The 14,368-nt window shown below is 44.4% G+C and carries 14 protein-coding genes; 8 read left to right on the forward strand and 6 right to left on the reverse strand.

What is annotated here, in order from left to right; translation table 11 throughout:
* Nucleotides 1-204: 204 nt before the first annotated feature.
* Nucleotides 205-963, reverse strand: coding sequence for a Nif3-like dinuclear metal center hexameric protein (locus tag KI743_RS23735; RefSeq protein WP_285468512.1), 759 nt, complete (start codon nt 961-963; stop codon nt 205-207).
* A 106-nt stretch (nt 964-1,069) separates the two neighbouring features.
* On the opposite strand from KI743_RS23735, the gene KI743_RS23740 reads away from it, so the two are divergent.
* Entirely contained in the window at nt 1,070-1,828 is a 759-nt protein-coding gene (locus KI743_RS23740) for a DUF1853 family protein (RefSeq protein ID WP_285468514.1), read from the forward strand.
* Nucleotides 1,829-1,902: 74 nt separating this feature from the next.
* Here the strand turns inward: KI743_RS23740 and pgm are convergent, their stop codons facing one another.
* Complete coding sequence (gene pgm, locus KI743_RS23745) at nt 1,903-3,549, reverse strand: phosphoglucomutase (alpha-D-glucose-1,6-bisphosphate-dependent) (protein ID WP_285468515.1); 1,647 nt, start codon at nt 3,547-3,549, stop codon at nt 1,903-1,905.
* 90 nt (nt 3,550-3,639) lie between these two features.
* The gene (gene seqA / locus KI743_RS23750) at nt 3,640-4,179 is read right to left on the reverse strand and encodes a replication initiation negative regulator SeqA (protein WP_032551854.1); all 540 of its coding nucleotides are present in this window, start codon (nt 4,177-4,179) and stop codon (nt 3,640-3,642) included.
* 93 nt (nt 4,180-4,272) lie between these two features.
* Between seqA and KI743_RS23755 the strand changes: the two genes are divergently transcribed.
* The 3 genes from KI743_RS23755 (at nt 4,273) to fldA (ending at nt 5,975) form a co-directional block, all read left to right on the forward strand.
* Nucleotides 4,273-5,034 carry an alpha/beta fold hydrolase gene (locus tag KI743_RS23755; RefSeq protein WP_285468518.1) on the forward strand — a complete coding sequence of 254 codons (762 nt, stop codon included), beginning with the start codon at nt 4,273-4,275 and terminating at the stop codon, nt 5,032-5,034.
* A gap of 130 nt (nt 5,035-5,164) precedes the next feature.
* Complete coding sequence (locus KI743_RS23760) at nt 5,165-5,386, forward strand: DUF2788 domain-containing protein (RefSeq protein ID WP_032551852.1); 222 nt, start codon at nt 5,165-5,167, stop codon at nt 5,384-5,386.
* A 55-nt stretch (nt 5,387-5,441) separates the two neighbouring features.
* The gene (gene fldA / locus KI743_RS23765; protein WP_150869066.1) at nt 5,442-5,975 is read left to right on the forward strand and encodes a flavodoxin FldA; all 534 of its coding nucleotides are present in this window, start codon (nt 5,442-5,444) and stop codon (nt 5,973-5,975) included.
* 83 nt (nt 5,976-6,058) lie between these two features.
* Here fldA and KI743_RS23770 read toward each other — a convergent pair whose 3' ends face one another.
* Nucleotides 6,059-6,559, reverse strand: coding sequence for a DUF4442 domain-containing protein (locus tag KI743_RS23770; protein WP_152469113.1), 501 nt, complete (start codon nt 6,557-6,559; stop codon nt 6,059-6,061).
* A 208-nt stretch (nt 6,560-6,767) separates the two neighbouring features.
* Here KI743_RS23770 and fcrX point away from each other — a divergent pair, with 208 nt between their 5' ends.
* Nucleotides 6,768-7,217 carry a ferric iron uptake transcriptional regulator FcrX gene (gene fcrX, locus KI743_RS23775; protein ID WP_032551849.1) on the forward strand — a complete coding sequence of 150 codons (450 nt, stop codon included), beginning with the start codon at nt 6,768-6,770 and terminating at the stop codon, nt 7,215-7,217.
* Nucleotides 7,218-7,259: 42 nt separating this feature from the next.
* Entirely contained in the window at nt 7,260-7,883 is a 624-nt protein-coding gene (locus KI743_RS23780; protein ID WP_285468516.1) for a prepilin-type N-terminal cleavage/methylation domain-containing protein, read from the forward strand.
* Between the two features lie 74 nt (nt 7,884-7,957).
* Here the strand turns inward: KI743_RS23780 and glnS are convergent, their stop codons facing one another.
* Together glnS and nagE are read right to left on the reverse strand one after the other, a co-directional pair.
* The gene (gene glnS, locus KI743_RS23785) at nt 7,958-9,625 is read right to left on the reverse strand and encodes a glutamine--tRNA ligase (RefSeq protein WP_150893795.1); all 1,668 of its coding nucleotides are present in this window, start codon (nt 9,623-9,625) and stop codon (nt 7,958-7,960) included.
* A gap of 306 nt (nt 9,626-9,931) precedes the next feature.
* Nucleotides 9,932-11,491: an N-acetylglucosamine-specific PTS transporter subunit IIBC gene (gene nagE / locus KI743_RS23790; RefSeq protein ID WP_032551847.1), complete on the reverse strand. Its 1,560-nt coding sequence runs from the start codon at nt 11,489-11,491 to the stop codon at nt 9,932-9,934.
* Nucleotides 11,492-11,967: 476 nt separating this feature from the next.
* Between nagE and nagA the strand changes: the two genes are divergently transcribed.
* The gene (gene nagA / locus KI743_RS23795) at nt 11,968-13,104 is read left to right on the forward strand and encodes an N-acetylglucosamine-6-phosphate deacetylase (protein WP_285468517.1); all 1,137 of its coding nucleotides are present in this window, start codon (nt 11,968-11,970) and stop codon (nt 13,102-13,104) included.
* A gap of 2 nt (nt 13,105-13,106) precedes the next feature.
* Nucleotides 13,107-14,321: an ROK family protein gene (locus tag KI743_RS23800; protein ID WP_032551845.1), complete on the forward strand. Its 1,215-nt coding sequence runs from the start codon at nt 13,107-13,109 to the stop codon at nt 14,319-14,321.
* The last annotated feature ends 47 nt before the right edge of the window (nt 14,322-14,368 follow it).

The following is a 14,368-nucleotide window of genomic DNA, read 5'->3' on the forward strand; positions in this document are numbered from 1 at the left end:
CTTCGTCAGTCTAGGGAATGACAGATTCAGATATAACCCTTTAGTGTTCTGACTGGCGCATCACATCGGCGGATACAAATTTATAGTTGCTCGTTATCCCCGAGAGCGAGTTGGGGATCTCACGAAGCGTATAGAAAAACTTACGAAGTTCCTCAAAGGTTTAAGGGATACTCTCTACTCGTATCCCTCATCCCGTATCTGCTCTTATACCGGATTATCGATATCGATAAACTCAACATCGAAGCCATGCTCTTTTGCTAGCCACTCACCTAGCGCTTTAATGCCGTAGCGCTCTGTTGCATGATGCCCTGCTGCAAAGTAATGAATGTCTTGCTCACGCGCAGAGTACGTTGTGCGTTCTGAGATCTCACCCGAAATAAATGCATCTAAGCCGTTCGCTGCAGCAAGCTCAATGTAGTCTTGGCCGCCACCTGTACACCAACCGACTGTTTCAATCATTTTATCGGCGTTTTCCGGAGCAATATGCAGTGGCTCACGATTCAAAACTTGATTGATCTTCTCCGCAAACTCAGCACCTGTCATTGGTTTGCGTAGCTTACCAAACATAGCGACTGATTGTGGGTGCCCTTCTAAACCGCCTTCTACCTCGATATCAAGCAGTCGAGCCAGCTCTGCGTTGTTACCTAATTCCGGATGAATGTCCAAGGGTAAGTGGTAACCCATAAGGTTGATGTCATTCTTAATCAAAGTGCGGATGCGTTTACCCTTCATACCACGAATCGGCTCAGGCTCACCTTTCCAGAAGTAACCATGATGAACAAGCAGTGCATCTGCATTTAGCTCAACCGCCTTGTCAATTAAAGCTTGTGAGGCAGTAACACCTGTAACAATGCGTGTTACTTCAGGCGTTCCTTCGACTTGTAGACCATTCGGGCTGTAATCTTTAATCTGTTGAGGTTGCAGCTTCTCATTAAGAATTTTTTCTAATTGTAGGTTATTCATTGCTTGTTCCAGCTTACATTTTTGATAACGTGGTTATATCAATTTACGGGTAGAATGTCGAAAGCATACTTGGGTCGGACGACCTTAGCCAATCAGTGAGGAATAGATGGCGTCATTACAACGATTTTTTCAATGGATCATGGATTCACCGCCACTATTAGAGTGCAAGCAACCCGTCAGTGATTTAACACAATTTGTATCGTCACAATCACTTCCAAATGACCACCATTATCAAGGCAATCCGAGATTAGGATTTGTTTATCAGCATTTGTGCCAGACCCTATTCGAAAACTCACCACATTACTCCATTGCTCATGATGAAATCCAAATCAATGTAGGTGGTCGAACATTGGGTGCCATAGACTTTATTCTAGAAGATAAGCGCAACGCTCAATTAGAGCATTGGGAAGTGGCAATTAAATTTTATCTGCTTCATGAAGATACTTGGTACGGTCCTAATGCGCATGACCAACTCGACAAGAAGTTTGATCGTATGCTTCGCCACCAGCTGCAAATGTCTTGTTCTGAAGCATTTCGCGCTCAATACCCTGACCTCGATATTCAATCGCAACATCTGTTAATGCAAGGCCGCTTGTATACTAACCCGTTTCTTGAACAAAAAGTTCCAACTCATTGTTTAGGTTATGAAATTAACCCCACACAAGTAAACGGCTACTGGTGTTATCAAAATCAAGCCCACTTAATTGAGGAAGCGCTATACCCACTTACCAAAAACCAATGGGCGTCAGGTACTGAGAATTTCAAGCAATCACCCATTACAGAGTTTGGTGATCGCTTCGTACATGGCCAAACACAGTCTGGGCAATTCTGGTTCGTGATGCCAGAGCGCTGGCCACATGGATAAGACCATTTTCAAAGTGGCACAAAAAAGGGTTGATGCTTTCACATCAACCCTTCTTATTATCTAGCTAAAATCGATTATAGGCCTGCAGCAGCAAACACTTGGTTAACGATCTCTTGAGCTTCTGCTTCGATTTGCTTCAGGTGCTCTTCGCCTTTAAAGCTTTCACAGTAGATCTTGTAGATATCTTCAGTGCCTGACGGACGAGCTGCAAACCAACCGTTTTCAGTTGTCACTTTAAGACCACCGATTGCTGCACCATTACCAGGGGCGTGCGTTAGACGAGCAGTGATTGCATCACCCGCTAATGTTTCTGCTGCAACCATCTCTGGCGATAGCTTTTTAAGTACGTCTTTTTGAGGACCGTTAGCAACGGCTTGAATACGGTTGTACTTAGACTCACCGTGTTTTGCCGCTAGCTCTTCGTAGTAGTCTTGTGGGTTCTTACCCGTTACCGCGGTAATTTCAGCAGCAAGAAGACACAAAATGATGCCATCTTTGTCTGTTGACCATGGTGTGCCGTCTTTACGTAGGAATGATGCACCCGCAGACTCTTCACCACCAAAGCCGAACGTACCGTTGTATAGACCATCCACAAACCACTTAAAGCCTACTGGAACTTCACACAGTTCACGACCAAGGTCTGCAACTACGCGGTCAATCAATGCACTTGATACCAATGTCTTACCAACAGCGACGTCTTTGCCCCAACCTTCACGATGACGGTATAGGTAATCGATACATACCGCTAGGAAGTGGTTCGGGTTCATTAGGCCTTTTGGCGTTACGATACCGTGGCGGTCGTAATCTGGGTCATTACCAAATGCTAGGTCGTACTCATCTTTAATCGCTAACAAACCTGCCATTGCGTAAGGAGAGGAACAGTCCATACGAACCACGCCATCTTTATCTAGAGACATAAATTGGAACGATGGGTCGATAGCTTCACTTACTAAAGTTAAGTCAAGGTTGTATGCCTTACCAATTTGACGCCAGTAGTCGATGCCGCTACCACCTAGTGGATCAACACCAATTTTTAGGTTCGCTTTTTGGATTGCTTCCATATCGATGACATTAACTAGATCATCGATGTATGGCTTAACAAGATCCATCTCTACAAACAGTTCAGATGCTTTCGCTTCTACAAGAGACATGCGTTTCACACCCTGTAGACCTTCTGCGATCAGAACGTTTGCACGATCTTCGATAGCTTGAGTCAGCTCAGCTTCCGCAGGACCGCCGTGTACTGGGTTGTACTTGATACCACCATCTTGCGGTGGGTTGTGAGATGGCGTAATAACGATGCCGTCAGCCTTATCTTCGTGCTTAAGGTTGTACGTTAGAATCGCATGAGAAACACCCGGTGTTGGTGTGTAGCCATTGTCTTGTTGAGTGATTACTTGAACGCCATTGGCAACCAGTACTTCAACAACACTAGAGAATGCTGGCTCAGAGAGCGCGTGTGTATCTTTACCTACAAACAGAGGTCCTGTCGTGCCCTGCTCTGCACGCACTTCTGCTACTGCTTGAGCAATAGCAAGAATGTGATTTTCATTAAATGTTGATTTGTCTGCTGTACCACGGTGACCAGAAGTACCAAACTGTACTTTATGATCTGGGTTAGACGCATCCGGTTGCTGTAAGAAATAGTTCGCAACTAAAGCCGGGATATTATGAAGATCTTCCTGCTGAGCTTTCTGCCCGGCACGAGGGTGCATAGCCATTTTGACATCCTTATATACAAAATTAAAAAACAAAAAAACCTCATAATATCTTCTTTAACATGGATATTATGAGGTTTAAATCAGATTTCCTTAGATTGAACCTGTTACTTTTTCTATTAGTTCAGCTTGGAAATTCATGCGACTCATCAACTGTTCAACCATCTGTCTCTTACGACTGGTGTTGTTGTTGGTGATTACCCAAAACGGGCTCTGCGGAATCGCTTTTGGCTTAGTGGTGTTACCGTTAGCCAATAGTGTCGCTTCATTGTCTGCGAAGTAAACACGTTTGCGACCTTTTACTTGAGTCGCTTCTGAAAAGCTCGCTGGGTCAATTTTATGCAGTGTTGATAGCACCAGCATGAAACGATCAATGGCTTTCTTTAAAGAGGCAAATTCATCTGAAATAAGCAGTGAGCGCATCTCTTTTACGCCATCCAGCTTCTCTGGAGTAAAGCCTACTTCCTTACTCACAACGATACCTTTCGGCTCCACGATCTCTTCAGCCGGAGCCAAGCCTTGGTTATCCACCTGCAATAAGCGGCGCAGAATATCTGAAGCACTTTCGCCGATACGTTCTGTCTGACCCGCGATATAACGGTATAGGTCCTCATCAACCTCAATTGTTTTCATTCGCTTTTCACAATCTCAATGTTTAAACTCTGGGGGATTATAGCGAGATCCGCGCGGATACTCTACGTCAAACCCACCATGAATAAGATAAAAATGTCAGTACAGCTCAACTATAAATTGGAAGGTGAGGGTCACACCATCGTTTTGATCCATGGATTGTTCGGCAATCTGGATAATTTAGGCCTACTTGCTCGCGATCTTAGAACCGACCATCAGGTTCTAAGTATTGATCTACGTAACCATGGTGTATCCCCGCACAGCGGCACCCACGATTACCGTTCAATGGCCGAGGATGTAGCGCAGCTTTTGGCGTCACTCAACATCTCTAATCCTATCGTTATAGGTCACTCAATGGGTGGCAAGGTTGCGATGGCACTGACTGAATTAACAGATATCGATAAACTCATTGTACTCGACATGGCACCTGTCGCTTATACGCAAAACCGCCATGACAATGTTCTTGCAGGTTTGAATGCTGTTATTAAAGAGCAACCAACTTCTCGTTCTGAAGCGCTCGAGGTATTGGCTCGTCATATCGAAATTGACGGCGTACGACAGTTTTTGACCAAGTCATTGTACAAAAACGAACATGGGATAATGGTTTGGCGATTTAATGTTGCATCGCTAGAGGCCAATTACGCCAACATTATTGGTTGGGAACCAATTGAGAAAACTAGCGTCAAAACTCTACTGATTAAAGGTGGCAACTCTGACTACTTGATGCCAGAACATCAACCTATGGTTCAGCAGCAGTTTTCTAATGTAAAAGCGCACGTCATTGCCAATACTGGTCACTGGCTGCATGCCGAGAAACCAAAAGAAGTCCTCAGAGCTATTCGCAAGTTTTTGAGCTAATAGTCTCGGCTTTTTGAAAGAACAATCTCTATATCAATAGATAAATGAGAAGTCAGCGATTTCTGTTGATTAACTTTATCCCACAACAGTGATATAGTGCGCCCAAGCAAAATTGGTATATAAGGTTCCCATGCTTTACGACTACATGAACATCATTGAATCTATTGGTTTAGATCTTCTATTTGCATCGATTTTCTTTCTAATCGGTATGGCAATCAAAGACGTTCTGAAACAGGGTAATGTTCCGGCATTTGGTCGTCGCATCGTATGGTTAGTGTTGTTCCTTGGCTGCGCAGGTTTTATCGCCAAGGGAATTATTCAAGTGAGCTGGGAAGGTTCAGGAATCGGTTGATTCTGGTCCAAACTTTATTACACCGACAACAGACAAAATGAAAGGTAATGATTCTATGGCAAGTGTAGGTCTCTTCTTCGGTAGCGATACAGGTAACACTGAAGCTGTTGCAAAGATGATTCAAAAGCAATTGAGCAAGCAGCTCGTTCACGTTCAAGACATTGCAAAAAGCAGCAAAGAAGACATCGATAACTTCGACCTGCTTCTTCTAGGTATCCCAACTTGGTACTACGGTGAAGCACAATGTGATTGGGATGACTTTTTCCCAGAGCTAGAAGCTATCGACTTCTCAACTAAGCTAGTTGCTATCTTTGGTTGTGGTGACCAAGAAGACTACGCTGAGTACTTCTGTGATGCTATGGGTACTATCCGTGATATCGTTGAAGCGAAAGGCGGTACTATTCTAGGTTACACTTCAACTGAAGGTTACGAGTTCGAAGCATCTAAAGCACTTGTTGAAGGCGACGATAGCCAATTCGTTGGTCTATGTATCGATGAAGATCGTCAACCAGAGCTAACTGACGAGCGCGTTTCAAGCTGGGTTAAGCAAATCCACGAAGAGATGTGTCTAGCAGAGCTAGAAGACTAATCCGTCTTTAAGCTAACTGAACATATTAAAAAACCTCCCAAGCGGAGGTTTTTTTGTTTCTACTTTTTACAGAATACGATTAGTTAGGCCTCAACAGGTTCATCGTCTTCCCTAAATTGTGGTTTCTTCCTTACGTAGAGCGTACGTTGGATTTCAGACACCACCTGCCCTTTTTTATCTTTTACATAAATAATGAACTCTGGGAAACACTTTTCACCCAGTTGAGTCTGACGATAAATGTCATCCAACTGATTTTGACTAATTTCAAACTCGGCATACAGATCCGACTGACCTGGCTTGATAAAGTTAATGCTCGCTTCTTTATCCCAAACATAATAACGCTCACCAAGAATTCCCATTAACATCAATGAGTAAACTGGATCAGTAAGAGAAAAAATGCTCCCTCCATACTGAGTGCGATTGGCATTTTTGTTCCACCAACGTAGCTTCAATACGGTTTTTACAACTCGGAAATCAGGGCTAATGTGGGCAATTTTGATTCCTGCGCCCCAAAAAGGCGGCCAGATGTTGAGCGCAAACTTAACGATATTGGGTTTGTAGATTCTAGCGAGTTGCTTATTCATTACGATCTTCCATGTTCTGTTTTTTATTCACCACCATAATAACTGGTCGTACCTCCAATATAAGAGAGATATTTAGATTTTACAAAACAGATTGTGATGTAAGTGAGTAACCCTTTGAAGTTCGTGGTTTATTGTTGTGGTCGAGTATCCTATAATAATGGGAATATTGAATTCTGTTAATTGCTGCAGATCATCAACAGGAAAGTATATGTCAGACAACAATCAAGCGCTAAAAGATGCTGGTCTTAAAGTGACCCTCCCAAGGCTCAAAATTCTAGAAGTATTACAACAGCCAGACTGCCAACACATTAGTGCTGAAGACTTGTATAAAAAGCTAATCGACCTCGGTGAAGAGATTGGCCTTGCGACCGTTTATCGAGTTCTTAACCAATTCGATGACGCTGGCATTGTAACTCGCCACCACTTCGAAGGCGGTAAGTCTGTATTCGAACTATCAACGCAGCATCACCACGATCACCTTGTATGTTTAGACTGTGGTGAAGTGATTGAATTCTCAGACGACATCATCGAAGAGAGACAAAAAGAGATCGCTAAGCGTTACAACGTTCAGCTAACAAACCACAGTTTGTACCTTTACGGTAAGAGCATGACGGGTGATTGCAAAGGCAACCCAGACGCGCACAAACCGAAGAAATAGAAAAAACGCTGGCCTTGGTCAGCGTTTTTTATTTGGAGAGCTATGAAAAAGGATATTTCAAAAGCATCTTATAGAGGCTTCACCCTCATCGAAATGCTGGTAGCGGTCGTTATTATCGTTGTTTTATCGGTCATTGCCCTGCCTCGTTTTCTTAATATCCAAGATGATAGTCGAATCGCTCTGTTTGAAGGTGCTGAATCACAATTTCAAAGCGCAATCACCTTCGCACACAGCAAATGGCTAGTGAGTGGCGGCGGCAATGCCGAAATGAATGACATGCCCGGCTTTGGAGAAGACGAAGATGGCAACGCACAGCTGGATATAAACGATGTCGGTTATCCACTAGGGGTAGATAAGGGCAATCCAATGGGTCAGCCCTACAATATTGGTCAAGGAGATCAGGGCTGCGTCTCAATTTGGGATGCTATTATGACAACGGATTTAACAGCTACCACAGATCCTAGCCAATCAAGTGACTTTGACTTTGTAACGCGTCGCCAAAATCTCTCATTTGTTGCAAAAGATGGCTCTCCTCAAACTAAGCTCGCAATCTGCTATTACATCTACACGCGAGTCGATTTCGACAGCGATCCAACTAATGCAGGCTACGTGTTTTGGTACAACTCGCGCACTGGAGAAGTCACTCAACAAGATCCTAATCAATAAATTGATACTAAATCTACAGATACACAAAAGCCGGCAATTATGCCGGCTTTTAATGTGTCTAACAGAAGATGCAATTAAGCTTCTGTTTTACCCCAAGTATCACGCAGACCAACTGTACGGTTGAATACTAGCGCGTCTGCTTTCGAGTCTTTTGAGTCAACACAGAAGTAACCTGTACGCTCAAATTGGAAGCCTTGCTCAGGAGCTGCTTCTGCTAAGCTAGGTTCAACGAAGCCGTTCAGTTTAACCAGAGAGTCTGGGTTGATTGTTGCAGCGAAGTCATCCGCAGCCGCTGGGTTAGCTACTGTGAATAGACGATCGTACAGACGAATCTCTGCTGGTAATGCTTTATCAGCAGATACCCAGTGGATAACACCTTTTACTTTACGGCCATCAGCTGGGTTCTTACCTAACGTTTCATCGTCGTAAGAACAGAAAATCGTTGTGATGTTACCTTCAGCATCTTTCTCGATACGTTCAGCTTTAATCACGTAAGCACCACGTAGGCGAACTTCTTTGCCTAGAACCAAACGCTTGTACTTCTTGTTTGCTTCTTCACGGAAGTCATCACGCTCAATCCAAACTTCACGAGTAAATGGTACTTCACGAGTGCCCATTTCAGGTTTGTTCGGGTGGTTTGCGACCGTTAGTGTTTCCACTTTGTCCGCATCGTAGTTTTCGATCACGATCTTAACTGGATCCAGTACAGCCATTGCACGTGGCGCGTTCTCGTTAAGGTCGTCGCGGATACAAGATTCAAGCGAACCGAATTCAATCATGTTCTCTTGCTTCGTTACACCGATACGCTTACAGAACTCACGGATCGACGCAGGCGTGAAACCACGACGACGCAGACCAGAGATTGTTGGCATACGTGGGTCGTCCCAACCATTAACTAGGTTTTCAGTCACAAGTGTGTTCAGCTTACGCTTAGACATCACCGTGTACTCTAGGTTTAGACGGCTGAATTCATACTGACGTGGCTGACAATCAATTGTGATGTTATCTAGCACCCAATCGTATAGACGACGGTTGTCTTGGAATTCTAGAGTACAGATAGAGTGCGTAATGCCCTCTAGTGCATCAGAAATACAGTGCGTGAAATCGTACATTGGGTAAATGCACCACTTGTCACCAGTTTGGTGGTGGTGAGCAAAACGCACACGGTAAATAACTGGATCGCGCATTACCATGAACGACGAGCTCATATCGATCTTAGCACGCAGACACGCTTTACCTTCTTCAAAGCCACCATCACGCATCTTTTCAAATAGCGCTAGGTTCTCTTCAGGGCTGCGATCGCGGTATGGACTCGCTTTACCAGGCTCTTTTAGCGTGCCACGGTATTCACGGATCTGCTCAGGACTTAGCTCGTCAACGTACGCTAAGCCTTTATTAATTAATTCGACAGCGTAAGCGTAAAGCGTATCGAAGTAGTTTGATGAGTAACAGATGTCACCAGACCACTCGAAGCCTAACCAGCTTACATCATTCTTAATTGACTCAACGTATTCAACGTCTTCTTTTTCAGGGTTTGTATCATCGAAACGAAGATTACATTGTCCCTGGTAGTCCTGAGCAATACCAAAGTTCAAGCAGATAGATTTAGCGTGACCGATATGCAGGTAACCATTCGGCTCCGGCGGGAAACGAGTATGCACGCTAGTGTGTGTACCATCCGCTAAATCTTTATCAATAATTTGGCGAATGAAATTCGATGGACGAGCCTCAGCTTCACTCATCTATAGCACCTCTATGTATTTAGTATTGTCAGAGAAAAATTCTTCTTTCTGTTCTAGAAACAGCGCTTTTAACTCAAGCCTAGGATAGAAAGATCATTGTTGCTAATCATCCACAATTCTTAGGCTTTACACAATAAGAACCATCAGTTTATTGAGAATATTTCTGCTATTCGATGAAGAATAGAACGCTGAATGATTCCAGCGCCAAAGCCAGATACGAAAAAGCCTCCCATAAGGGAGGCTTCAATTTCGACTTACTTAGTTCTTTGGGCTGTTGCGTGAGTGATTTGCTCTACGCGAAAGCGGCTAAGGAAGTTTAACGTCTGATAGGTCTTCACCTGCACCGATTGCTTTCATTTCGCCAGCAACGATTTCAGCTAGTGGGCCTAGGATAACCTGTAGGTTGTTTTCACCTAGTTTAACCACACCTTTAGCACCTAGTTTCTTAAGAACAGCTTCGTCAGCTACTGAGCGGTCTTTAAGAGTTAGACGTAAACGAGTGATACAAGCGTCGATTGAAGTTAGGTTCTCGTGACCACCTAGAGCTTTCAGGTATTGACGAGCTAGGTCACCTTTTGGCGCTTCACCGTCAGTTGCTGCAGCACCTTCTTCGTCATCTTCACGACCTGGCGACTTCAGGTTGAAAGCGCGGATTGCGAAGCTGAATGTGAAGAAGTATAGAGCACCGAAGCCTAGACCGATGAATAGTAGCGTCATTGGCTTAGTCGCTAGACCGAAGTTCAATACGAAGTCGATTAGACCAGCAGAGAAACCGAAGCCGTGAAGCGTACCGAACATGTTAGCGATTACTAGAGATAGACCAGTGAATACAGCGTGCATTGCGTATAGAGCAGGAGCTAGGAATACGAACATGAATTCTAGTGGCTCTGTGATACCTGTTAGGAATGAACAGAATGCTACTGAGAATAGTGCGCCACCAACTTGACCGCGTTTTTCAGCTGGAGCTGCTAGGTACATTGCTAGAGCAGCACCTGGTAGACCAAACATCATTACTGGGAAGAAACCGTTCATGAATACGCCAGCGCCTTTGTCGCCGCCGAAGAAGCGGTGTAGGTCACCAGACTTAACTGTTTCAGTTACTTCTTTAACAACTGCAGTGATTTCTGGGTTTACAGAGTTCGCGAAGTTGAATGTGTACTCTTGACCAACAACTAGAGTTTTCGCTAGAGCTGGGTCAACACAAAGTTGCTTGAAGCTTTCGAAGCCAGCAGAACCTGCTACTACGATTTCTTGACAAGTACCCATACCGAACCAGAAGTACGAGTTCAATACGTGGTGTAGACCTACAGGGATAAGTGCACGGTTAAGAGTACCGTATACGAACTGACCGATAGCGCCAGACGTTGATACTGCGTGAGCTAGTGCATCTAGACCAGATTGAACACCAGGCCATACCACACCAGAGATTGCACCAGCAACTAACGCAAATAGACCGGCCATGATAGGCACAAGACGTTTACCTGCGAAGAATGCTAGCCACTCAGGAAGGCGTGTTGCATGGAAAGCGTTGTATGAGTGACCTGCGATGATACCTGCGAAGATACCGCCGAAGAAAGACATGTTTACGTCAGCATTGATTGTTGTTGCTGTCGCAGTTAGTACGAAGTAAGCAACGGCACCAGCAAGACCTGCTGCACCGTTACCGTCTTTAGAAAGACCAATTGCGATACCTAGACCAAATAGCAGCGGTAGGTTACCGAAGATAGCACCACCAGCTTGCGCCATGAATGGAATATCAAGTAGATCGCCTTGACCTAAACGTAGTAGAAGCGCCGCAATCGGAAGCGTTGCGATAGGAAGCATTAACGCTTTACCCAGCTTCTGTGCATATCCTAGAATATTCACCTGTTGTTTCCCCCTATAGGATTTTTAGAATTCGTTTGAGAAACTTATTTTAGTCGCTCAATTTAGTCCTAATCAGTGTATTCAATTAATTTTGCTCCGCAAATTAAAACCTTATCATTTGTGATCCTAATCACCAGTTTTTGCCAAATCCCAAGGTTTTTGCTAGCGAGATCATAAAACTTATTTTATCATTCAAAAAAATGAAGATTTACAGATAAAATTCGACACTAAACATTAGGCCAATGCATAGGTAGCACCCGCTTTCTTTGCCTCACTAATAATCAATAACCAGGCCGCCTAATGAAAGGCTACAACGTATTTGTTTACTGTATTTTCAATGGCTTAATTCGCACTTCACTTTGAAGCTTGCCGATTTAAAAAAGTTAAATCGTTACGTAAATGATGTTTGCAAACTAAGTCGACATTTAGGTAACGAACAAAATTTAAAGATCTCACGAAATAAGGATTAGCTGACTATGTACGCGCTAAGTAACTGTAAAATCTACACTGGTAGTGATGTTCTCACCGATCACGCAGTTGTTGTTGAAAACGGACTGATTAAGCAAGTCTGCCCTGTTGCTGAACTGCCAGACGGTATTGAGGTTCGTGACCTAGACGGTGCTAACCTAAGCCCGGGCTTTATTGACCTACAACTTAACGGTTGTGGTGGTGTGATGCTTAACGATGAAATCACAGCAGAGACTATGCAGATTATGCATCGAGCTAACCTTAAGTCTGGCTGTACTAGTTTCCTACCAACACTGATTACCTCTTCAGACGAAGATATGCGCGCAGTCATCACTGCTGCTCGTGAATACCACAACCAATACCAAAACCAATCTCTTGGTTTACACCTAGAAGGTCCTTACCTTAACGTTGCGAAAAAAGGTATTCACAGCGTCGACCACATTCGCAAATCAGACAGCGAGATGATCGATCTAATCTGCGAAAACCGCGATCTCGTTGCTAAAGTTACTTTGGCCCCTGAATTAAACGACCCTGAGCATATTGAACGCCTACACAAAGCTGGCGTTGTAGTTTCTATCGGTCATACCAATGCGACTTACGCTGAAGCGCGTAAAGGCTTTGAATCTGGTATCACATTCGCAACACACCTATTCAACGCGATGACACCAATGGTTGGTCGTGAGCCAGGTGTTGTAGGCGCAATCTACGATACGCCAGAAGTTTACGCCGGCATTATCGCTGACGGCTTCCACGTTGATTACGCAAACATCCGTATTGCGCATAAAATCAAGGGAGAAAAGCTTGTATTAGTGACGGATGCCACAGCTCCTGCAGGTGCTGACATGGAATACTTTATTTTTGTCGGTAAGAAAGTATATTACCGAGATGGTAAGTGTGTTGATGAGAACGGCACACTGGGCGGCTCAGCTCTGACTATGATTGAAGCAATACAGAACACAGTTGAGCACGCTGGAATCGCTTTAGACGAAGCTCTGCGCATGGCGACTCTGTACCCAGCAACAGCGATGGGTGTGGAAAATAAGCTAGGTCGAATCAAGAAAGGCATGGTAGCTAACCTGGCTGTATTCGATAGAGACTTCAATGTAAAAGCGACTGTTGTTAACGGACAATACGAGCACAATTAAGTATGAATGGCGGACAAATAGGTAACGTAGACTTAGTTAAACAACTAAACAGTGCGGCGGTATATAGACTAATAGACCAGCAAGGTCCTATCAGTCGTATACAAGTGGCTGACGTAAGCCAACTCGCACCAGCAAGTGTTACAAAAATTACCCGCCAATTATTAGAACGTGGCCTTATCAAAGAGGTCGCGCAGCAAGCGTCTACTGGCGGTAGGCGCGCTATCTCCCTAACGACAGAGGTGGAACCTTTTCACTCCATCGCTGTTCGTTTGGGCCGAGATTATATCCAACTTAGCCTTCATGACCTTGGCGGTCGTGAACTGGCTTTTGTTCAAGAAGACCTAAATTACTCAGATCAGTCCGATTTGATGGAAGGCTTGTTGACGACCCTTAAATCTTTTGTTGCTGAGCAGCAGTATCAAATCGACCAATTGATTGCGATCGGTATTACCCTACCTGGCCTTGTAAACCCGACAACGGGTGTGGTTGAGTACATGCCAAATACCGATATCGATAACCTAGCCCTTAGCGACATTATTCGCGACACATTCCACGTTGCTTGTTTCGTAGGCAACGACGTTCGTGGTATGGCTTTAGCAGAACATTACTTTGGTGCAAGCCAAGACAGTCAAGACTCTATCCTAGTCAGTGTTCACCGTGGTACAGGAGCGGGCATCATCGTTAACGGCCAGGTGTTCTTAGGGCATAACCGTAACGTTGGTGAGATTGGTCATATTCAAATCGACCCACTGGGTGAGCAGTGTCAATGCGGCAACTTTGGTTGTTTAGAAACCGTTGCAGCAAACCCAGCTATCGTGGAGCGCGTTCAAAAGCTTATTAAGCAAGGTTACGAGTCCTCTCTAACTGAGCTTGAGCGCATCACAATTCAAGATGTTTGTGACCACGCGATGAATGGTGATGAACTGGCGAAACAGAGCTTGGTTCGCGTTGGTAACCAACTAGGCAAAGCGATTGCCATGACGATCAACTTGTTTAACCCACAAAAAGTGATCATTGCTGGTGATATTACTAAAGCTCAAGACATTGTTTTCCCCGCAATTAAGCGCAATGTAGAGAATCAATCGCTAACGACTTTCCATAGCGGCTTGCCTATTGTAGCATCTGAGATCGATAAACATCCGACAATGGGTGCTTTCGCGATGATCAAGCGTGCCATGCTCAACGGCGTGTTATTGCAGAAGTTACTCGAAGACTAAAGAAAAACAATATTGATTTTCCGCGGGCCGTGTTTGGATAAACACGG

It is taken from the genome of Vibrio sp. D420a (assembly GCF_030248625.1).
Taxonomy (GTDB): domain Bacteria; phylum Pseudomonadota; class Gammaproteobacteria; order Enterobacterales; family Vibrionaceae; genus Vibrio; species Vibrio fortis_A.